Here is a 22,302-nt window from a genome sequence, read left to right as displayed (position 1 = left end):
GGGCGACCGCTGAAAATGAACGGGATGCGCGTGGCCAGGCAGGGAGCGCCGGGCGTGGCACGGTACGGCCCGCACCCCATCGGCGCCGGCCAAACCCGTAACTGTACCGCCGGCCCGGACAGCGCCTGCCGCTACAGTGCGTCTGCCATGAGACTTCGACTGAAAATCCTGCTGTTGGCCATCCTGCCCCTGGTGGCCTCGCTGCTGCTGATCGCGGTGGCGGTCCGTCAGCAGGAGCGGCAACTGCTCGCCCAGGAGCATGCCGCCATGGAGCGCACCTACATGGACGCGCGCCGGGACGAACTACGCCATTACGTGGAGCTGGCGGTCAGCACCCTGCAGCCGCTGTATGCGCATGGGTCGGTGCCGGCGCAGAACCCGCCCGATCGGGTGGAAGCCGACAAGCGCGAGGCGCTGCGCCTGCTCTCCGCCCTGGACTACGGCGAGGACGGTTATTTCTTCGTCTACGACCTGCAGGGCAAGGTGTTGATGCACTCCCGCCAGCCAGACCTCGTCGGGCGCAATCTCTGGGAGCTGCGGGACCCTCTGGGCCGCCCCACCATCCAGCAGCTCATCGGCCAGGCCCGGGCGGGCGGGGGCTATGTGGAATACCTGTGGCGCAAACCCTCCTCGCGGGACACGGCGCCCAAGTTGGGCTATGTGGTGGCCATGGAGCATTGGAACTGGATGGTCGGCACCGGTCTCTACCTGGATGGCATGCGCGCCACGCTGCAGCAGCTGGACCACGAGGCGCAGGCCAACATCGCGCAGACCATGTGGTGGATTGCCGCCATCGCCGTCTTCGGTGTGGCGCTGATCAGTGCCAGCGCCCTGGCCCTCAACCTCAGCGAGCATCGCGTGGCAGAGACCAAGCTGCGCGCACTGGCCCATCAGGTGGTGCGCTCCCAGGAAGATGAACGCGCCCACCTCTCCCGCGAACTGCATGACGGGGTGAGCCAGACGCTGGTGTCCACCAAGCTGCTCATCGAATCCGCCCAGCAAAACGGCGACACCTTGCTGCTGCCCCGTGCGCTCGAGCGGCTCAACGACAGCCTGGTCGAGGTGCGGCGCCTGTCGCACCGCCTGCGGCCTGCCTTGCTGGACACCCTGGGCCTGCCCGCCGCGCTGGCCCACCTGGCCCGCGAATTCGACGAGGCCGGGCCTCCACGGGTGGGCGTGCAGGTGGTGGGGATGCCGCGTGAGCTGCCCGAACTGCTCAACACGGTGCTTTTCCGGGTCGCCCAGGAAGCGCTGACCAATGTGGTCAAGCATGCCGCGGCTCGTCGCGTGGAAATCACGCTGGAGTTCGAACCGGCCCCTGATCGTTCCGACTCATGGGCCGTGCTGCTGCGCATCCTGGACGACGGGGTCGGTTTCGACCCGGTGGCCGCCGAGCGTGGCGACCCGCACCAAGGCATCGGCCTGCGCAACATGCGCGAGCGCATGGCCTCCGTGGGCGGGCAGCTTGACCTGCAGTCCAGCCCGGGCCATGGCACGCAGCTGGAGGCGCTGGTGCGCGATGCTGCGATCCGCCGCCTGGCGCGCGACAATCCCTTGGGATGAACGACATGCCTTCCGCCACTGCCACCACGGCCGCCACCACGACCGCCGGTCTGGGCCCGGTACGCATTCTCCTGGTGGATGACCACCCGCTGGTGCGTGAGGGGCTGCGCTCACGCCTGCAAGGCGAATCGCGCTACCTGGTGGTGGGTGAGGCCGGTTCGGCGGAGGAGGCCATGGTGATGATGGTCTCCACCCAGCCGCAGGTGGTGCTGCTGGACGTGGGGCTCAAGGGCCACAACGGCATCCAGCTGGCGCAGACCATGCTGGAGCGCCGGCACGACCTGCAGGTGTTGATGTACAGCATGTATGACAACCCCGAATACGTGCAACGCGCCCTGCAAGCCGGCGCACGGGGTTATGTGCTGAAGGACGCCCCCGCTGGCGAGATCGTGGCGGCCATCGATGCGGTGGCTGCAGGCGGCACCTTCCTCAGCCCGGGCGTGGCCAAACGCATGTTTCGCAGCCAGCAGCCGCGTCCCCTGCTGTCCCCGCGGGAGAGCGAGATCCTGACCGCGCTCGGCCGCGGTGAATCCAGCAAGCAGATCGCCAAGACGCTGAACCTCTCCGTCCGCACGGTGGAGACCCACCGCCAGAACATCAAGCGCAAGCTGGAGCTGGAAGGGCAGGCCGAGCTGATCCGCTATGCGGTGGAACACGCCCGCGGGCTGCATCGGGACGGCGCCTGAGGCCGCACAGTCCGGGTCGACCCTTACGTGGTCCTACGCCCTCGGGCTAGTCCAATGGACGGATGCCGTGGCCCCGCCGGGCACGGACACTGCCGCCTTGGCATACAGCGTGCGCGCCGTCCCTCCACGGCCGCACTCAATAAGGAGACATCATGTCCAACTGGAGTCGTCACCTCGCCTGGGCGGGCGTGGCTGTTCTCGGCGCGTTCGCCCTGGCCACCGTTGCGCTGGCGCGCGGCGAGGCGGTCAGCGCTCTGTGGGTCGTCGTGGCCTCGTTGTGCGTCTATCTCATCGGCTACCGCTACTACAGCCTCTTCCTGGCCACCAAGGTGATGGGCCTGGATCCCACCCGCCAGACGCCTGCCTGGAAGCACAACGACGGCCTGGACTACGTGCCCACCCATCGCTACGTGCTGTATGGCCACCACTTTGCCGCCATTGCTGGCGCGGGGCCGCTGGTCGGTCCGGTGCTGGCCGCGCAGATGGGCTACCTGCCGGGGCTGCTGTGGATCCTGGCGGGCGTGATCTTCGCCGGTGCGGTGCAGGACTTCATCGTGCTGTTCATCTCCACACGCCGTGACGGCCGCTCGCTGGGCGACCTGGTCAAGCAGGAGATGGGCATCGTGCCCGGCGTGATTGCGCTCTTCGGCGCCTTCATGATCATGATCATCATCCTGGCGGTGCTGGCCCTGATCGTGGTGAAGGCCCTGGCCGATTCGCCGTGGGGCACCTTCACCGTGGCGGCCACCATTCCGGTGGCGCTCTTCATGGGCATCTACCTGCGCTACATCCGTCCGGGCCGCATCGGCGAGATCTCCATCATTGGCTTCGTGCTGCTGATGCTGGCCATCATGGGCGGCCAGTGGGTGCATGAGAGCCCGGCGCTGGCGCCGCTGTTCACCTACGACGGCAAGGCGCTGACCTGGATGCTGATCGGTTATGGCTTCGTAGCGGCCTCCATCCCGGTGTGGCTGCTGCTGGCCCCGCGTGACTACTTGTCGACCTTCCTCAAGATCGGCACCATCATCGCGCTGGCCATCGGCATCGTCGTGGTGGCACCGCCGCTGCAGATGCCGGCCTTCACCCGCTTCGCAGCGGGCAACGGGCCGGTCTGGGCGGGCAACCTGTTCCCCTTCCTGTTCATCACCATCGCCTGTGGCGCGGTGTCCGGCTTCCATGCGCTGATTTCTTCGGGCACCACGCCCAAGATGCTGGACAACGAGGTCAATGCGCGCTTCATCGGTTATGGCGGCATGCTGGCCGAATCCTTCGTGGCCGTGATGGCCCTGGTGGCGGCCTCGTGCATCGAGCCGGGTGTGTACTTCGCGATGAACAGCCCGGCCGCGCTGGTGGGCAAGACACCGGAGACCGTGGCGGCCACGCTGTCCACCTGGGGTTTTGTCGTCACGCCGGAGATGCTGATCCAGACCGCCAAGGACGTGGGTGAGAACACCATCCTCGCCCGTGCCGGTGGCGCACCCACACTGGCCGTGGGCATGGCCCACATCCTGCATCAGGTGGTGGGCGGCAAGGCGATGATGGCCTTCTGGTACCACTTCGCCATCCTCTTCGAGGCGCTGTTCATCCTCACTGCCGTGGACGCCGGCACCCGGGCCGGCCGCTTCATGCTGCAGGACTTGCTGGGTACCTTTGTGCCGGCCCTCAAGCGCACCGATTCCCTGCCGGCCAACCTGATTGCCACCGCCTTGTGCGTGGCGGCATGGGGCTATTTCCTCTACCAGGGCGTGGTGGATCCGCTGGGGGGCATCAACACGCTGTGGCCGCTGTTCGGCATTGCCAATCAGATGCTGGCCGCCGTGGCGCTGCTGCTGGGCACGGTCGTGCTCTTCAAGATGAAGAAGGACCGTTATGCCTGGACCACCATCCTGCCGGCCGGCTGGTTGCTGGTGTGCACGATGACCGCCGGCTGGTTGAAGATCTTCAGCGAGGACACCAAGGTGGGCTTCCTGGCTCATGCGCAGAAGTATGCGGATTCCCTCGCTGCTGGCCAGGTGCTGGCCCCGGCCAAGAGCCTGGAGGCGATGGAGCGCGTGATCTTCAACGACCGCCTCGATGCGGCCCTGTGCGGGGTGTTCATGTTCGTGGTGCTGAGCGTGCTGGTCTACAGCGTGAAAGCCATCCTGGCCGCTCGTGCGGAGCGCCGCCCGAGCACGACGGAAACACCGTTCGAGCCGCTGCCGGCGGGGGCCACGGCCACCGGCCATGCCTGATCAGGCGAAGCCATGATCAAGCAAGCCGCCGCCCAATTGCTGCAAGCCGGACGCTACATGGCGCGCGGTGTGCACCAGCAGATGGTGGGCGCCGACTACGGCGCCTACCTGGCACACATGCAGCGCACCCATCCGGACCAGGCCCCGTTGAACTACGAAGCCTTTTTCCGGGAGCGGCAGGAGGCGCGCTTCAACAGCAGCACCGGGAGGTGCTGCTGATGCCGTCTGCCGGCCCTTGTTGCTGACCGAAGGGCGGGGCAAGGTCGTCGGTCATCGCCATCAGTGACTGACCAATGGCGGGCGAGGGGGGTGAGCGGGTGAGCGTGTGAGCGGGGGGGTGTCGAACGAAGCCATTCGCGGGGACCACCAAGGGCCGTTACCTCGGCTATGGAGGCCCGTTTTGCACTACTACCCCAACTCGACCGGATCGGTGGGCGGATTCGCTTTCCCCCAGCTCACCGCTTCTTCACCTACTGCAGCGGAGTCTGCGTCCCTTGGAGGCGCGTCACCACACGCCTTGTCACCGCGTGCGCACCAACTGGTGGAGGACTTGCGTCGTCCCGGCATGTGGTGCGAACCATCGGAGGCGCCCCGCCTGATGTGTGCGCTGGGTTCGGCCCTCAGCCGCACGCCAGGCTTCCCGGCGGATCGCGCTGTCGTCGCGGGGGACCTGAGAGACGCTGGCGCTCTGCATGGCCTGCTGAGCGAGGTTCCACAGTTCACCCTCGTGACGGGCATGAAGGGGCAAGATGGGCGGACCACCGATGCGATGCATGTTTTCATCTATCGTCCCGAAGGCATCATGGAGGCGCGCCAAGAGCCTTGCGAAGCAACCGGGGACAACTTCTTCCGTGGCTTGTCCTCGCTCCTGTATCCGAACGGGCTTGAGAACATTATGTTTGCACTGAATCGAGTGCCGGCGGCCGACTCAGCGCAGATGTGGCGCCGTCTCCTTGCTGACCAACTGGCCATTCAGTCTCCACGGACATGCGAAGACCTGGCCGCCAGGCTGACGCTTTTCCGGCGCGAGGAGCCTCGGGGCGCCTGCAGCTCCACCTCGACTGTCTCGACGAGTACGGCCCCCAGGCCGCAGTTCCACCGCCCCTGGGAGCCCCTCGTCCCCACCAGCAACATCTTGGATGCTGGCCCCATGGACATCGACGACGATGTGGACGAAGACGCGGGTGAGCTGGAAGTTGGCCGACCTGTCCCGTGGTCTGTCGCGCCGACAGCGTACCGGCCGGGCCCCTCAAGTCAGGGTTCCGTGTCGCCGACGTTTCCGTTCACGTCCCCGGACGCACGCAGCCCGGCCACCTCACGCCGCATGATGGGGGCGGCCGGCGGTGCACGCGCGGTCGTGACGACCTCGCCTGCCGCATCGCCGACAGAGGAGGTGCGGTTATTGACCCCATCACCGAGGCTGGCGGCGGCCAGCAGCCCGCTACCCGAGGGATACGTGGCGCTTGGCGATTGGCTGAGCCAACGAGCCGAGCACTTATTTCGGGAAGGGCTAGCTTCGGAACAGGGGTCTCCGGACCCTGGAACCGGGTCGGTGAGCGCACGTCGGTGAGCGCACGCCGCGCCCAGGACGTGCCGGCTGCTTTCGCTGACCAGAGGGCGGGCAACGCCGTCGGTCTTGCGCAGGCAGTCACCGGTCAGTCGAGGGGATGCGCGAGGGGTGTCGAACGAAGCCATTCGCAGCGCCCACCAAGGGCCATTGCGTCGTCTATGGAGGCTTGTCTTGCACCCTTACCCCAGCTTGCCCGGATCGATGGGCTCATTCGCTTTCTCTGATCCCCCAGGGTCTTCGGCTGTCCCGGGGCAGGCTGAGGCCATTGGCAGCGCGTCGCTTCGGACCGAACCACTCGCCTTGTCTCCCCGCGCGCACCACTGGCTGTCGGAATTGCGCCGTCCCAACACGTGGTGCGAACCATCGCAGGCGCCCCGTCTGATGCGTGCGCTGGGTTCGACCCTCGCGCGCACGCCCGGCTTCCCGGCGGGGCACGGCGTCATCGCGGGGGACATCAGAGAACGTTGGGCTCAGGATAAACTGTCACGTAACGTTCCACACTTCACCGTTGTAATTGGTGCGAATGGGCCAGATAGGCAGCCCACCGACAAGTTGCAGGCGTTTTCCCTTTATCCCGACGGCGTCATCAAGACCTACCAAGGGCTACTCGAAGCTTCCGGGGAACACTTCTTCATTGGATTGACCCGGCTTCTGTTTGAGGACGGGCACCTGGCCAACCTGTTTAAATGGAATTCGGTGAGGCCGACCCTTCCAGGGATCATGTTGCGACAGCTGCTGGTTGACCAGCTCGCGACTCAGTCTCCACAGCTGTGCGAGCAGCTGGCTGCTGACGTGAAGCTTCTGAGAAGCGATCCGGCATTTGGGCGTTCTCCCGATCGGCGTCTTTCCAGACCAGCCGCGACTGTCCCGACAAGCACTGCCGCCAGGCCCCCGTTGCACCGACCCTGGGAGTCGCCCGCCCTTGTCCCCGCCAGCGAGGTCATGCGTGGGAGGGGCATGGCCATTGATGCAGGTGGGTACGAACTCGGCAGCGACCTGGCATCTGGCCCGCCTGCCAGACCGAACGCTTACAGGCCAGGCGCCACCATTCAGCGTTCCCTGTCGACGACGCATCCGTACTCACGCCCGGATTCGCATATCCCCATGACTCAACGCCGCATGACCGTTGCGGACAGCGGTCCATCCCGTGGCGCGGCGCCATCGCCCGTCGAAGCCTCGCCAAGGTTGTTTCGGTTATTGACGGATGTTCCACCGGAGGCCCAGACGCCAAAGAGCAGCCCGAGTTCCGGGCACAACACGAAGGTGGCCGACTGGATGAGCCGTTACGTCGAGCAGGCTTTCCTGCAGGGGCCTGCCTCAGGTGAGGCACCGCGAAACCCTGAAGACCCGCCGCCCGAGGTTCGGTGAGATCCCCCCAGTTCTTTCTGCTGGGGTCCCCCGAGCCAGCACCCCGGCGCGGTTCCCCACCCCGAGTGCGACCAGCAACGAGTTCAGGCGATGAAGCGGGCTTCACCCTCGCCGTACAGGTTGCTCTCGCAACGTCCGCAAAGCGTCGGGTGGGTCGGGTTGCTGCCGACGTCGGCCCGATAGTGCCAGCAACGCTCGCACTTTTGGTGGGCTGACGGGGTGACCGTGACGGCCAGTTCGTCGCCGGCCACCACCGTCGCACCGGAGGTGATCAGCACGAACTTCAGGTCGTCTCCCAGGCTCTGCAGCAGCGCCAGGTCGTCCGGGCTCACACCCAGCGTCACTTCCGCCTGCAACGAAGCACCAATGGCCCCGGTGGTGCGAATGTCCTCGATGGCCTTGTTCACTGCATCGCGGATCTCGTGGATGCGGCTCCACTTGGCGATCAGTTCGGTGGCCGGAGCGTCGAAGCGCCAGAAGGTCTCGGTGAAGATGGTGTCGCCAGCCTGCTTGTGTGCAAACACCTTCCAGGCTTCCTCGGCAGTGAAGCTGAGGAAGGGCGCCATCCAGCGCAGCATGGCGTTTGTGATGTGCCACAAGGCCGTCTGTGCCGACCGGCGGGCCAGGCTCTTGGGCGCGGTGGTGTAGAGGCGGTCCTTCAGCACATCCAGGTAGAACGCGCCGAGGTCTTCCGAGCAATACACCTGCAGCTTGGCCACCACCGGGTGGAATTCATAACGCTGGAAGTGCGCCAGGATTTCCTCCTGGAACTGGGCGGCACGGGCCAGGGCGTAGCGATCCGCTTCCAGCAACTGGTCCAGCGGCACGGCGTCCTGCGTGGCGTCGAAGTCCGACACATTGGCCAGCGCGAAGCGCAGGGTGTTGCGGATGCGGCGGTAACCGTCCACCACGCGGTCCAGGATCTTCTGATCGCCGGCGATGTCGCCCGAGTAGTCCGAGGCGGCCACCCACAGGCGGATGATCTCGGCACCGAGCTTCTTGCTGGTCTCCTGCGGGTCCACGCCATTGCCCAGTGACTTGCTCATCTTGCGGCCCTTGCTGTCCACGGTGAAGCCGTGGGTCAGCAGGCCGCGATAGGGCGCGCGGTCGTTGATGGCGCAGGAGATCAGCAGCGAGGAATGGAACCAGCCGCGATGCTGGTCATGGCCTTCCAGGTAGAGGTCGGCTTCCGGGCCGGTCTCATGCGCTGCGCCGGCATGGCTGCCCTTGAGTACATGCTGGAAGGTGGACCCAGAGTCGAACCAGACGTCCAGGATGTCCTGGCCCTTGGTGTAGAGCTCGGCTTGCGCGCCCAGCCATTCGGTCGGGTCCAGCTTGGACCAGGCCTCGATGCCACCGGCCTCCACCAGTTGCGCGGCGCGTTCGATGAACTCCAGCGTCTGGGGGTGCGGTTGGCCGCTGTCCTTGTGCAGGAAGATGGGCAGCGGCACGCCCCAGCTGCGCTGGCGCGAGATGCACCAGTCCGGCCGCCCGGCGATCATGTCATGCAGGCGCGCCCGGCCGTTTTCGGGATAGAAGCTGGTCACGTCGATGGCATCGAGCGCCAACTGGCGCAGCGTCTTGGGCGCCTTGTCCACCGTGAAGACACCTTCGCCTTCATCCATACGCACGAACCACTGTGCCGCCGCGCGGTAGATCACTGGCGACTTGTGGCGCCAGCAGTGCGGGTAGCTGTGGGTGATCTTGCTGTGCGCCATCAGGCGGCCGGCGTTCTGCAATGCCTCGGCCACCACCGGGCTGGCCTTCCAGATATGCAGGCCGCCGAACAAGGGCAGGGCGGGGTCGTAGACGCCGTTGCCCTGCACCGGGTTCAGGATGTCCTTGAAGGCCAGGCCGTGGGCGATACAGGAGTTGAAGTCGTCCAGGCCGTAGGCGGGCGCCGAGTGCACCACGCCGGTACCGTCGTCGGCGGTGGCGTAGTCGGCCAGGTAGACCGGGCTTTCACGGTCGAAGCCGGGGTCCACATGAGCCAGCGGGTGCTTGAACTTCAGCATCTCCAGCTTGCGCCCTTCAGTGACGGCCACCGTCTTGCCTTCGATCCCCCAGCGGGCCAGGCACTTCTCGACCAGGGCCTCGGCCACCAGGAAGTAACCGCGCTCGGTGTCCACCAGCGCGTAAGGCAGCTCGGGGTTGAGATTGAGCGCCTGATTGGCCGGGATGGTCCAGGGCGTGGTGGTCCAGATGACGGTGAACGCCTCCTTGTCCAGCGACGGCAGGCCAAACGCGGCGGCGAGCTTTTGCGGTTCGGCGCTCAGGAAGGCCACGTCCACGGCGGGCGACTGCTTGTCCGCGTATTCGATCTCGAATTCGGCCAGCGAGGAGCCGCAGTCGAAGCACCAGTACACCGGCTTCAGGCCACGGTAGACAAAACCGCGCTCGAACAGGCGCTTGAGCACCCGCAGCTCACCGGCTTCGTTCTTGAAGTCCATGGTGCGGTAGGGATGGTCCCAGTCGCCAAGCACACCCAGGCGCTTGAAGTCCACACGCTGCTGGTCGATCTGCTCGGTGGCGTAGGCGCGGCTCTTGGCCTGCACCTCGTCACGCGGCAGGCCGCGGCCAAACGTCTTCTCGATCTGGTTCTCGATCGGCAGGCCGTGGCAATCCCAGCCCGGGATGTAGGCCGCGTCGAAGCCTTCGAGCTGGCGCGCCTTGACGATCATGTCCTTCAGGATCTTGTTGACCGCGTGGCCCATGTGGATCTGGCCGTTGGCATAGGGCGGGCCGTCGTGCAGTACGAACTTGGGCTTGCCGCAGCGCGCGTCGCGCAGCTTCTTGTAGATGCCCTGGTCTTCCCATTCCTTCACCCAGCCCGGCTCGCGCTTGGGCAGGTCGCCGCGCATGGGGAAGGTGGTGTCGGGCAGGTTGAGGGTGGCGCGGTAATCGGTCGGGGAACCGTTGGAACCGGTAGAACCGTTGGAGGAGGCGTCGGCAGCGTCGGTCATAGGGTGCGAGGCAATCAGGAGGCGGTGCCCGGAGGCACCGCGGAAGCAGGGGAGGCGCGGCAGCAACGGCCGTGGCGCGCGGAATGAGTCGGGTGGGGCTGGAGCCCCCGGCAGCTGGCCCGGTGGTGGGCTCAGCGGTTCAAATTCGGTCGCGCGTGGTCTGACGGCGCATCGCCGCATGCGTGTTCACCTGTTGGGCGAAGTACGCGCGTGCCTGATGGACGTCCTCCCGGATCGCGGCGGTGAGGGCGTCCAGGCCGTCGAAACGGGCTTCGTCACGCAGTTTGTGCAGCAGTTCCACGCGCACGAGTTTACCGTAGGCCTCGCCTGGCCCCAGCCGTTCGGCCAGTTCGCGGGGCCAGTCCAGCGCGTGGACCTCCAGCAGCACACGGCCGGCGTCTTCCACGGTGGGGCGTACGCCCAGGGACGCCACGCCGGTGAGCGGCAGGCCGTCCGGGCCTTCCAGCCCGCGTATCAGCACGGCGAAGATGCCGTGGGCGGCGGGTTTGTCGTGGTCGAAACGCAGGTTCAGCGTGCGAAAACCATCTCCCGCACCCGGTCGGGTCTCGGCCAGTTGCCGGCCCAGCTTCTGCCCATGCACCACGTGGCCGGAGATGGAATAGGGGCGGCCCAGCAGCCGGGCGGCGCCATCCATGTCACCGCGCTGCAGCGCTTCCCGCACGGCGGAGCTGGAGACCCGCAGGCCGTGCACCTCGTAGCTCATCATCCGGGCCACGTCGAAGCCCAGGCGCTGGCCGGCAGCGTCCAGGGTGGCGTAATCGCCCTGGCGCTTGGCGCCGAAGCGGAAGTCGTCTCCCACCAGCACATACCGGGCCCCCAGCCCATCCATCAGCACCTGCTGGATGAAGTCCTGCGCCGGCAGGCTGGCCAGCGCCTCGTCGAAACGCAGTACCACCACCTGGTCCACGCCGCAGCGCTCCAGTTCGGAGAGCTTGTCCCGCAGGGTGGCGATGCGGGTGGGCGCCAGTTCCGGCTTGCCCAGCTTGCGGGCGAAGAAGTCACGCGGATGCGGCTCGAAGGTGAGCACGCAGGTGGGCAGGCCCCGGTGGCGGGCTTCCGACAGCAGCAGGGCGAGCATCGCCTGGTGGCCGCGATGGACGCCGTCGAAGTTGCCGATGGTCAGCGCGCACTGCGGCGCGATGCCTGGATGATGAAAGCCACGAAACACCTGCATGGGGGGTGATTATCTGCCGGGTGGGGAACTTGCGGGGCGGCAGGGGGACTGAGCCCGCATTGCCGACTTTGAGGATCCCCCATGCGATGGCACTTGGCACGGCTGGAGATGCCGACCTATCCTTCCTTCCATGCGGAGGGTGTGGCCGATGCTCCTGGTGCGCAGCTCAACGCCCAAGCGCCAGCGGCCTCGCCGTGGCCTGCGGATGGCCCTGTGCGCATGCGAAGTTTCCTGGCGCTGGCCGAGGGGATGGTTGGAGCTGTCAATGGCGAGTACCCATGGTCTCTATCCAGTCGGCATGCACTCAGTCCCTCGGCGGGCAGCCATGAGAGCATGCCGCCAGGCGACGGCTCGGTCTGCACATTGCCTTCCGTCCTGGGAAATGGGCAGGCCCTGGAGGTTGCCTCGCCCCTGCTCGGGCACACCATGGCCTTGGAGCCGTATAGCGCGGCGGGCGCTTTATTTCATCACTGTTTCCCCTGCTTTTCTGGCGAGTACCCCTCCGGGAACTCGCGACGCATCGTCAATGCGACGGAGATCTGGCCGGGCATGATCATGAGCGGCACCCCGCCGGGGAACCATCCCGACCTGGTACGCGACTGGCTGGTGGCGCTGGGGGAAGCGAAGGCGGGCCTGGTTCTTGATGTGCGGTCCGACGAGGAACGAGCGAGGGACGGCGTTGCCGGCAGCATCCTGGATGGCCGCTTGGTCCGGGCAGAAGGCACACAGATACGTGCCACACTGTCCCGGCCGGAAAGCGTCGAATGGCCCCTGGGCTTGACAGAACCGCTGCAGCGCAGCACCCTGAATGCGCATATAACGGATGCGAGAGGCGCTACTTGGCACCATGCCATGCACGTCATGCGGGTGCCACAGCCCGCTGAACTGGCGCCGACAACCGCCTTTCTGGCCTGGGCGGCCTCGTTAGCCGCGAAGGTCATGACGCCGCTCACCAAGGCACGGAGCGACCAACAGGACCCCCAGGCGCCGCCAGCGTGCTCGGTGGTTGTCCAGAGCGCGCAGGGCCTGGACCGTGCGGCGCCCACGCTGCTTGCCATGCAATTGCGTCGGCTCCTGCAGAATTCCAACTACCCCACTCAAAACACGCCGGCTCTTGTGAAGGAATTGGCCATGGATCTGCGCGCTCGGCGTGGACCTTCCATGGTGTGGACGGCACCGATGCTGGCGCCTTTACTGGCGCTGGCGGAAGCCTGGGGACGCCACCCGCCAGCAATGAGGCAACCGTCCCGCGCCTTTCCGCCCTCCGCGAAATCGAATACGCCCCCGAGTAAGACTAAGGCGCCGTCTTATGCCGGCCAGTTGAACGAGGTACGGAAACATCGCGCTATGGTGGAAGGCACGCCCCGGGTGCGCCCCGGGCGGCTGCCTGCGCTCATGCCGCCCGCGCCGCCGGGCGAGGACGCAGATGCCGCCCCACCACCGCCAGCAGGTCTTCCATCTCAAAAGGCTTGAGCAGGAAGTCATCCATACCGGCGGTGGTGCAGCGGTCCCGGTCGTCATTGACGGCGCTGGCAGTCAACGCCACGACCGGCGTGCGGGGCAGCAGGCGGCGGGCCTCCTCCTCACGCCAGGCCCGCGTGGCGCTGAACCCGTCCAGTTCCGGCATCTGGCAGTCCATCAGGACCAGGTCGAAACGCCTGCCGCGCAGTTGTTCCAGTGCTTCCAGCCCGTGCTCGGCGGTGGTCACTTCCAGGCCGCAGCGCTGCAGCATGGTGGTGGCCACCAGCAGGTTCACCATGCTGTCGTCCACCAGGAGGACGCGGCCGGAGAGCCGGGGCGGTTGAGCCGCGACGCCAGGCGGACGAGCCGGCTCCGTCACGGCGGGCGCCTCGCAAGCCTGCAGGGGCAGGGTGAACTCGAAGACCGAACCCAGGCCGGGGGTGGACACACAGCGCAGGTCACCGCCCATGGCCCGTGCCAGTTCGCGGGCGATGGTCAGGCCCAGTCCGGTGCCGTCGTGGCGGCGCACCTTGTGGGCCACCACCTGTTCAAAGGGCGCAAAGATGCGTTCCAGCTGGTCGGCCGGGATGCCCTCGCCGGAGTCCTGCACCGCACAGCGCAACAGGGCGCCGGACCGGTTGTCCTGCACGGTGGAAAGGTCCACGCTGACACCGCCCACATCGGTGAACTTGATGGCGTTGCCCACCAGGTTGTGCAGGATCTGCTGGATGCGGGAGGCGTCCCCCATGACCCGCGCAGGCAGTTGCTCCGTGACGCGCCAATCAAAGCCCAAGCCTTTGGCCCGGGCAGTCTCGCCCAGCAAACGGCACACATCGCCCACCACCTCGCGCAGGTCTACCGGGTGAGCATCCACCACCAGCTTGCCAGACTCGATGCGCGCCAGATCCAGGATGTCGTTGACCAGGCTCAGCAGATGGCGTCCCGAGCGGCGCACGATGTCCACCTGCTGGCGCTGCTGGTCCGACAGCTCTCCGCCCTCCAGCAACTGGGCCATGCCCAGGATGCCGTTGAGGGGGGTGCGGATCTCGTGGCTCATCACGGCCACGAAGCGGCTCTTGCTGCTGCTGGTTTCCTCGGCCGCATGCAGGGCCAGCTGGCTTTGCTGCGCCAGCCGGGCCTGCTCGAAGCGCAGACGCAGGAGTTCCAGCGAGCGTGACTCCACCCGGCGCGACTCCAGCGTCATCAGCAACCAGAACATCGCCAGGGCGCCGGCACTCAGCCATGCCACCGTGCCGCCCTGCAGGCACAGCCGCACGATCAGCGGCGCCAGCACCAGGGAAGAGAACAGTGCCTGCGCGCGCGTCCAGGCGTTCAGCGTGACTTGGGTGAAGGCCGCCAGCCCGACCAGGATGGTCATCACTGCGCCGTCGATCTCTGGCAGGTTGGGGGTGGCGAAGAGCGCGCCCACCATGCCCCAGGCCAGTCCATCCAGCAGCAGCGCCGCGAGGTAGCGGCGCTCCCAGCGCGGCAACTCGTGCAAGGTGCCGGGCGCGTTCAGATATCGCCGCGCCTCCAGCCCGCGCCAGGCGGAGATGGCCCAGCGCGCCGCCAGCCAGCACAGCAGTTCGGCGGGGTCCAGGTGACGCCAGAGCAACAGCACCGGCAAGACGCTGAACAACGCGCCCACGGCCGCAGGCAGTCGCACCAGCGACTGCAGCGCGGACAAGCGCTCCGCCCGGACCTCCAGGGCCACAGGCGTCTCGCCGTCTTCCGGCCAAGAAACGTTCAAGCTCTTTCCCATACGACTCGGCCGCTGAGGGCAGCCGTGTGTTGCCGTTTTTCGGCGTGTTGCGTGCGCTCGTGCAGAGCGCCGCGTTTGTGACGCCTTTCTACCGAAAACCCGTGACGAAATGACTCGGTGACTTCCCTCGAAGCGTCGTGTACATGCACCGTTGTGGCTTGTTTGTGCGTCTGCTGGTTTGTGTGGGCGGTAACTGGCGTTTCCTCGCCGGACGTTCCACGGGCGAACTGGGGGCGACTTGGTCAATTCCGCGATGGGATCTCGAACACGTTGCCAACCGAAAACCCTTTGCGCTCCACAAAAGAGCGCGTGACACCCTCAATCAAGTCGTGAAAGTGGCTTTTTCCGGTTGGGGTGTTTCTGAGGTTCAACGACAGGAATACATCATGGGATTTCTCAGCCGAATCATTCACGGGCGTCAGCGCGACATCGGCTATGGCACCCACGCCGAGGCACAGGTACCTGACCCTACCTTGCAGCTGCCCGCGGCCACCCCGCGGTATGACCTGTCGCTCTGGTCTCACCAGATGGCCGAGGCCAAGACAATGTGGGCCGAACTGCATCGCGACACTGCCAATGCTGCCGCGTCCGCCCGGGAGCAGCGGCTTGCAGGTGGTCCGAAGATGGCCGTGGTTCCGCACACGCTGCTGGCGCCGGTTCGTGGCCGACATGAAAAAGTCCCGCGCCAACTGCACGCGAACCATGTGGGCCCCGGTGTCGTCGTGATGGCCATGCCGCGCGCGGATGAGGCTGGCGCATGGCGCTCTCAGTCTGCCGCGCATGGTGTGACGCACGTGGTCCGCATCGGGACAACCAAGGAGACCCAGTGCATGGGGATGGACGGTTTCGATCCCGTGTCGGGGGGGCCGCTGCGAAGTGCCTTGAAGCAGGCGGACCGCACGGACGCCCCACGCACCTGGGACGTGGCTGTATCACCAGAGTCGGCGATCTGTCCGCGCGAGATGCTGAGGCTGTTTAACAAGTTGGCCAGTCATCCGCCGGAACCGGGTCGTATCGTCGCGTTCCAGTCGCCGGACGGTGACGACCGCTCAGCGGTGTTTGCGGCGGGATGGCAGCTCTACCAGGCGTTCATGCGCGCGGAAAACGCGAAGCAGGCGGGGGACGAGAAGGCGACGTTCGGCATGGAGGACGTGGCCCAGGTGGTGCAGGCCTCCTGCATGGCGTTGCGGTGCAATCGCAGTTCGAGCCAGATCGGACATCCCGAGCACATCGCCTCGTTGCTGACCCTTGGTAAGCTGCTGATGTCCCGGGGTCCGCAGCAGCAGCAGCGCGTCCAATTCCACTATGTCGGCAAGCTACGCCCCTATGTCGTAGGCGCGCGCATGAAGGAGTTGCCGCAGCATTCCTCGCAGATCGACCGTTGGGCCATGGCACGACATTCGCGTATTGGCAAACGGGCGGCCGCCGTGATGGCCTGGCGGGCTGCCGGGGAGCCGCCAGAACTCTACACGCCGATTCCCGGTGGCGTCGGCCATTACAGGGTCAAGCAAGAGGCGATGCTTGCGCCAGACCCTCGACTCCAGGCGATCAAGGCCGCCCCCCTTCAGGGCGCCTGGGCCGCGCCGGAAACCCTCATCCTCGAACGGATGGGGCCATCCCAGAACCTGGCGTGGGCACAAGCGTGCCTGCGGCACAACATCACCGCCGTGGTGGACCTGTCCACCAACGCGGAACGCCGGCAGTCGCCCGATGCGATGGGTAAAGGGGTTCACCACCACGGCGCCGATACGCATTGCCGCTTCGACTGGCGGCCGGGTCCGGAGCACCTGCTGGGGGCGGACAGGGCCAATGCGCATGTGCGCGGCATGATCGTGTCCGCCACGATTGCCGGCGCGGCTGAGAAGCGGGATATGAGCGACGAACCGGTGTTTGATCGACGCGCCCGCGACACAGAACGCATCTTGGAATTCATCCGGGTGCCCTTGGAGCCGCGTCGGGCCATTCCGCCTTCCAAGCTCCTGGCCATCGCCAGGATGATCTCGGACCACCGGGGCAGCAGCACCCGGGAGGTGGTGGCCTTGCAATGCCCGCAGGTGGATGCCCGCGCGGCCGTGGTGGCGGCGGCGGACGCGATCCACACGCGCTTCCAGGCTGGCAAGCTGGGACCGAAGGATCTCGTTAATGCGGCCAGGGCGGAATGGGCTCGCCTGGTACGGGATTACAGCCCCGGTCTGGCCAACCATCCCAGCCATCTGACCAGCCTGCTGGGCATGACGGAGCTGATGCTGGTGGAAAACAAGGGAACCATGCGCTGGTAACCAGCAGGGGCCGCATGCCCGGAGGGATCAGCCAGCCGAGGGCTCGTCCTCTGCGGCTGCGAGTGCCTGGCGGCGCCCTTCATCGTCCAGCCCCGATCCCCCGCGTGGAAAACGCCGGGGGCCGACTTGGTCAATTCCGCGATGGGATCACGAGCAAATTACCAACCGAAAACCTGTTGGGAGCCACAAACGCAGGCATGACACCTCCAGTCGAGCCATGAAAGTTGTTTGTTTGGGTGGGGTGTTTTTTGACCATCAACCGACAGAAAACAGGAATTCACAACATGGGATTTCTCAACCGAGTTTCTCAGGGGCTTCATCAAGACACCGGTTGCGCCCCCCCAGTTGAGCCGGCCCCCACCCGCAGCTTGCGCCTGCCCCCGGCCACCTCACAGGACGAGAAGGACGAGCAGGCGCTCTGGTCTCAGCACATGGGCCCAGCCAAGATACTTTGGGCCGAGTTGCAGCGCGATACGGCCAGTGATGCGGCTTCCACGCGCGAACAGCAGATCGGTGCCGGTCCCGACATGCCGGTGTTTGCGCACACGCTGCTGGAGCCGGGGGTGGGCTCGGATCAGCGAGTCCAATGCCAACTGCATGCTAACCATGTGGGGTCCGGCGTTGTGGTGATGGCCATGCCGCGAGCGGAGGAGGCCGGAGACTGGCGCTCCCAGGCTGCGGCGCATGGCGTGACACACGTGGTCCGCATCGGGACACCCGCAGAGGCTCAGAGCATCGGGCTCGACGGTTTTGATCCCGTGTCGGGTGGGCCGCTGCGGAGCGCCTTGAAGCAGGCGGACCGCTTGGCCGCCCCGCGTACCTGGGACGTGGCTGCAGCGCCGGGGTGGGCGATCTCTCCGCTCGCGATGCTGGAACTGTTCGACAAGATGGCCAGTCATCCGCCGGAACCGGGTCGTACCGCCGCCTTCCAGTCGCCGAACGGTGACGACCGCTCTGCGGTCCTTGCGGCTGGCTGGCGGCTGCATCAGGCGTTTAAACGCGCCGAGAATGAGCGCAAGCCGTTCGACATGGCAGACGTGGCCAATGCGGTACAAGACGCCTGTATGGCCCTGCGGATCAACCGCAGTTCCAGCCTGATCGGGCATCCCGAGCACATCGCTTCGCTGCTGTCCCTCGGTGAGCTGCTGCTGTCCCGGCCTTCGCGGACACAGATCGTCGAAGTCCGCAACGCGGGCGGGAGGCGCGAGTTTTGGCCTGACGACCGCTTGAAGGTGCTGCCGAAGGGGCCCAGGCCGGGTGACACCCGGGCGATGGGACGCCATGCGGGTGAAGGTGCGCGCCTGGCTGCCGAGACGGTCGCTTGGGCTGCCGAGGCGTCGCCAGAGCTCTACGCGCCGATTCCTGGTGGCGTGGGCCATTACGGGATCAAGCGGGAGGCGGTGTTGGCGCCAGACCCTCGTCTCCAGGCGATCCATGCAGCGCCGCTGCATGGCGCCTGGGCCGCGCCGAGGACGCTGATCCTCGAACGCATGGGGCCATCCCAGAACCTGGCATGGGCACAGGCCTGCCTGCAGCACAACATCACCGCCGTGGTGGACCTGTCCTCGAACGCTGAACGCAGGGTGTCGCCCGATGCGATGGGGAAAGGGGTTCACCGCCACGGCACCGATACACAGTCCTGCTTCGATTGGTGGCTGGGCCCGGATGAACCGCTGGGGGCTGACAAGGCCGATGCGTCTGTGCGCGCCATGATGGTGTCCGCCACGATTGCTGGTGCGGCTGAGACGCGGCGCAGGGACGATGAACCGGCCTTCGAACAGAGCACGCTCGACACGGAAAACCGCTTGGAATTTGTCCGTGTGCCCTTGGAGCCGCGCCGGGCCATTCCGCCTTCCAAGCTGTTGGCCATCGCCAGGCTGATCGAGCTCTACCGGGACAGCGGCACTCGGGAGGTGGTGGCGTTGCAATGCCCGCCGGTGGATGCCCGTGCGGCCGTGGTGGTGGCGGCGGACGCGATCCACACGCGCTTCCAGACTGGCGGGCTTGAACCGAAGGACCTCGTCGATGCGGTCAGGACGGAATGGGCTCGCCTGATGCGGGAGTACAGCCTCGACCTGAAGGGCCAGCCCGACCATCTGACCAGCCTGCTGGCCATGACGGAGCTGATGCTGAAGGAAAACAAGCGCACCTCGCGCTAGTGACCGGGTTGAGGAGGGGAGGCCCAGATCCCCGGATGGGTCAGCCTGCGGCGGGCTCGTCCTCTGCGGCCGTGAGTGCCTGGCGGCGCCCTTCGTCGTCCAGCCAAAGCCATCCGCCCGAGGAAAGATCCGTTGGCAGGCTGAGCTGGCCGATGGCGCGCCGATGCAAGGCGAGCACACGGTTGCCCACCGCGGCGACCATGCGCTTGGCTTGGTGATAGCGGCCTTCGGTCAGCGTCAGTTCCAGGCGGCCATCGGGCAGCATCCGCGCCTGGGCGGCACGCACCGGTTCGGCGGCCAGTCGCGGGTCTCGTTCCTCCAGCAGCACGCCTTCCATCAACTGGCGCAGCTGGGCTTCGTCCACGGGTGCCTTGCAGGTGGCCTCATAGACCTTGGGGACGTGGTATTTCGGGCTGGTGAGCTTGTGCTGGAGCGGGCCATCGTCGGTGAGCAGCAGCAAGCCGGTGGTGTCTTCGTCCAGGCGGCCCACCGGCTGCATGTCGCGCTCGCGAAGCGGCGCGGGCAGCAGGCTGAAAACGCTGGGGTGGTGGCTCGGCTTGCGGGAGCATTCGTACCCGGCCGGCTTGTAGAGCAGGATCAGGGCCTTCTCGTGGAACGGCCAGGCCCTGCCCTCGACCTCGAAGACCAGCCCCTCGGTCAGGAAGGCCTCGTCGGCGTCTTCGATCACACGCCCTTCCACGGACACCAGTCCGTGGCGGATCAGGCCTGCGCAATGGCGGCGGGTGCCAAAGCCCTGGGTGAAGAGAATCTGGTCGATCGCGACGGGGCGCGGGGCACGGGAAGAAGCTTTCATGGGCCCGATTGTCGCCTGTCGGGCAAGGGGTCACAGGTCGCTGGTCCTGCCAGCCAGGTCAGTGGCGGCCGGTGCCTGCGGCAGCGAACGGGCCGCCTGCACTGCGTCCACCACCGCACGGGCCACCACTTCGGCGGCGGCCGCCCCCAGCCGGGCCATGTCGCCCGCCTGATCGAGCGTTCCGGTCGCCAGCGCAAACAGCACATCACCGTCCATCACGGTGTGCACGGGCTGAATGCTGCGCGCCAGGCCGTCATGGGCGATCTGGGCCAGCTTGTTCGCCTGCGCCTTGGTGAGGCGGGCATCGGTGGCAATCACCCCCAGCGTGGTGGCGCTGCCTGCCAGGCCACCGCCCAGGGCTTCGCCATCGAGGATGGCCTGGACGGATGAACGTGGCCGGCCATCTGGTCCTCGGCTGCCGGCGAGCAGGGCGCCCGTGCGCGGATCCACCACGTCCCCCACGGCGTTCACGGCCACCATGGCTGCGAGTGTGGCGTCGCCCACGCGCAGCGAGGCCATGCCGATGCCGCCTTTCATGGCGTGCGACACGCCCAGCAGCTTGCCCACCGTGGCACCCGTGCCGGCGCCGACATTGCCACGCGCCTGCTGCGTGGCGGTGGCCGCTTCGCAGGCGGCGCGGCCAGCAGCGGCATCGGGGGCGGTGGCAGGGCTGTGCAGCCAGAGGTCAAACAGGACGGCGGCTGGCACGATGGGAACCCGTACCTGGCCCACCGCAAAACCATGGCCCTGTTCGGCCAGCCAGCGCATGACGCCATCGGCCACGGACAGGCCAAAGGCACTGCCGCCCGTCAGCACCAGGCCGTGCACGACGGAGACGGTGTTTTCGGGTCGGAGCAGGTCAGTCTCGCGGGTGCCGGGGGCTGCGCCGCGCACGTCGACCCCGGCGACCACCCCCTGCTCACACAGGACGACGGAGCAGCCCGTCGGAGCCTGGGGATGCTGCCAGTGGCCGACCCGCAGCCCGGCGACGTCACACAGGCTGCCACTGCCACGACGATCCGCCCCACTATTGCCCAACCCGATGGTGGCGGTGTTCGGTACAGGCAGGGCAGGGGACATCAGGCACTCCGTCGTAGCGCATCCAGGGAGGCCGACAGTGTAGGTTCAGGCAAACACGCCTGCGGTGTCCTGCATCTGGCGGCTCACCTCGCCCAGGTGATGCAGCGTGTCGCCATACTGCATCTCCATCACGGTGAGCCGCTTGAAGTAGTGGCTGCCGATGTATTCGTCGGTCACCCCGATGCCGCCGTGCAACTGCGTGCACTGCTGGCCCACGAAGCGCATGGATTGGCCGAGCTGCACCTTGGCCTGCGAGATGGCGCGGCTGCGTGCCTGTGCCGGCTCGTTGAGCTTCAGGGTGGCGTAGTAGCTCATCGAGCGTGCCAGCTCCAGCTGCATCTTCACGTCCGCCATCCGATGCCGCAGCGCCTGGAAGCTGGCGATGGCGACACCGAATTGCTTGCGCGTATTCATGTATTCGACGGTGAGGGCCACATACCGGTCCATCACGCCGACGGCCTCTGCCGCTTGCGCGGCGATCGCGATGTCCACCGCATGGGTCAATACCGCCAGGCCCTGGTGGCCATCCACCAGCAGCGTGGCGGGCGTGTCGGCCAGTGTCAGTTCGGCGGCGGCGGAGCCGTCATGCAGGCGGTAGCCGCGCAACGAGACCCCTGCGGCATCGCGTTCCACCAGGTACAGCGCCAGGCCGTCGGCGGTCCTGGCCGCTACGATGAACGCATCGGCGTGCTCGCCTGCGCTCACCAAACTCTTGCTGCCGCTGACGCGGTGGTCGGGGCTGGCCTGCGTGTCGCTCACATCCAGCCGGTAGCGCGCGGCGCGTTCCTGGTGCGCCAGCACCACCAGCGCTTCGCCGGCGGCGATGCGCGGCAGCCAGCGGGCCTGCAGGTCTGCGCTGGCATGGGCCAGCACGGCAGGGGCCACCAGGGCGGCCTGCGCGTACGGCTCCATCACCAGCCCACGCCCCAATTCCTCCATCACCACCATGGCGTCCACCGGCCCAAAGCCGAGTCCCCCATGGGCTTCCGGTACGGCCAGGGCGGTCAGGCCGAGGCCGACCAGCCCCTCCCAGGCCGCTCTGGAGAAGCCACCTTCCTTGACGATGGCGCGGCGCTGCTCGAAGCCGTAGTCCTTGTCGACGAAGCGCCGCACGGCGTCGCGCAGCGAGGCCTGATCTTCGGTGAAATCAAAGTCCATGAGCGTTCTCCTC

General features: G+C 66.7%; 14 protein-coding genes. 8 read left to right on the top strand and 6 right to left on the bottom strand.

Annotated elements, in window-relative coordinates:
- Positions 1-147: 147 nt before the first annotated feature.
- The 5 genes from BMY53_RS02745 (at position 148) to BMY53_RS25305 (ending at position 7,418) form a co-directional block, all read left to right on the top strand.
- Positions 148-1,563: a cache domain-containing protein gene (locus BMY53_RS02745; protein WP_092943783.1), complete on the top strand. Its 1,416-nt coding sequence runs from the start codon at positions 148-150 to the stop codon at positions 1,561-1,563.
- Positions 1,564-1,568: 5 nt separating this feature from the next.
- The gene (locus tag BMY53_RS02740; protein ID WP_092943781.1) at positions 1,569-2,249 is read left to right on the top strand and encodes a response regulator transcription factor; all 681 of its coding nucleotides are present in this window, start codon (positions 1,569-1,571) and stop codon (positions 2,247-2,249) included.
- Between the two features lie 152 nt (positions 2,250-2,401).
- A complete protein-coding gene (locus BMY53_RS02735; protein ID WP_092943327.1) occupies positions 2,402-4,480 on the top strand; it encodes a carbon starvation CstA family protein in 2,079 nt (692 codons plus the stop codon).
- 12 nt (positions 4,481-4,492) lie between these two features.
- Entirely contained in the window at positions 4,493-4,699 is a 207-nt protein-coding gene (locus BMY53_RS02730; RefSeq protein ID WP_092943325.1) for a YbdD/YjiX family protein, read from the top strand.
- 1,732 nt (positions 4,700-6,431) lie between these two features.
- Positions 6,432-7,418: a hypothetical protein gene (locus BMY53_RS25305; protein ID WP_143073888.1), complete on the top strand. Its 987-nt coding sequence runs from the start codon at positions 6,432-6,434 to the stop codon at positions 7,416-7,418.
- An 83-nt stretch (positions 7,419-7,501) separates the two neighbouring features.
- Here the strand turns inward: BMY53_RS25305 and ileS are convergent, their stop codons facing one another.
- Both ileS and BMY53_RS02715 read right to left on the bottom strand, forming a co-directional pair.
- Positions 7,502-10,381, bottom strand: a complete 2,880-nt coding sequence (ileS, locus tag BMY53_RS02720) for an isoleucine--tRNA ligase (RefSeq protein WP_092943321.1) — start codon at positions 10,379-10,381, stop codon at positions 7,502-7,504.
- 139 nt (positions 10,382-10,520) lie between these two features.
- Positions 10,521-11,576, bottom strand: coding sequence for a bifunctional riboflavin kinase/FAD synthetase (locus tag BMY53_RS02715; RefSeq protein ID WP_092943319.1), 1,056 nt, complete (start codon positions 11,574-11,576; stop codon positions 10,521-10,523).
- Positions 11,577-11,909: 333 nt separating this feature from the next.
- Here BMY53_RS02715 and BMY53_RS25300 point away from each other — a divergent pair, with 333 nt between their 5' ends.
- Positions 11,910-13,049, top strand: a complete 1,140-nt coding sequence (locus BMY53_RS25300; RefSeq protein WP_143073887.1) for a hypothetical protein — start codon at positions 11,910-11,912, stop codon at positions 13,047-13,049.
- On the opposite strand, the gene BMY53_RS02710 is transcribed toward BMY53_RS25300, so the two are convergent.
- A complete protein-coding gene (locus tag BMY53_RS02710) occupies positions 12,970-14,787 on the bottom strand; it encodes an ATP-binding protein (RefSeq protein WP_177200685.1) in 1,818 nt (605 codons plus the stop codon). The two genes, BMY53_RS25300 and BMY53_RS02710, sit on opposite strands and share 80 nt — an antisense overlap.
- Positions 14,788-14,957: 170 nt before the next feature.
- Between BMY53_RS02710 and BMY53_RS02705 the strand changes: the two genes are divergently transcribed.
- Positions 14,958-17,078 carry a hypothetical protein gene (locus BMY53_RS02705; protein WP_143073886.1) on the top strand — a complete coding sequence of 707 codons (2,121 nt, stop codon included), beginning with the start codon at positions 14,958-14,960 and terminating at the stop codon, positions 17,076-17,078.
- 284 nt (positions 17,079-17,362) lie between these two features.
- Positions 17,363-19,237: a hypothetical protein gene (locus BMY53_RS02700; protein WP_143073885.1), complete on the top strand. Its 1,875-nt coding sequence runs from the start codon at positions 17,363-17,365 to the stop codon at positions 19,235-19,237.
- 40 nt (positions 19,238-19,277) lie between these two features.
- Here BMY53_RS02700 and BMY53_RS02695 read toward each other — a convergent pair whose 3' ends face one another.
- The 3 genes from BMY53_RS02695 to BMY53_RS02685 are packed head-to-tail and all read right to left on the bottom strand — an operon-like array spanning position 19,278 to position 22,289.
- The gene (locus BMY53_RS02695) at positions 19,278-20,051 is read right to left on the bottom strand and encodes a pseudouridine synthase (RefSeq protein WP_092943311.1); all 774 of its coding nucleotides are present in this window, start codon (positions 20,049-20,051) and stop codon (positions 19,278-19,280) included.
- 30 nt (positions 20,052-20,081) lie between these two features.
- Positions 20,082-21,131, bottom strand: a complete 1,050-nt coding sequence (locus BMY53_RS02690; protein WP_177200684.1) for a P1 family peptidase — start codon at positions 21,129-21,131, stop codon at positions 20,082-20,084.
- Positions 21,132-21,176: 45 nt separating this feature from the next.
- The gene (locus BMY53_RS02685; protein ID WP_092943309.1) at positions 21,177-22,289 is read right to left on the bottom strand and encodes an acyl-CoA dehydrogenase family protein; all 1,113 of its coding nucleotides are present in this window, start codon (positions 22,287-22,289) and stop codon (positions 21,177-21,179) included.
- Positions 22,290-22,302: the final 13 nt, after the last annotated feature.

The organism is Roseateles sp. YR242 (assembly GCF_900109745.1).
Classification (GTDB): domain Bacteria; phylum Pseudomonadota; class Gammaproteobacteria; order Burkholderiales; family Burkholderiaceae_C; genus Roseateles.
Note: the sequence above shows the minus strand (reverse complement) of the source record. Positions and strands in the feature narration are given on the sequence as shown.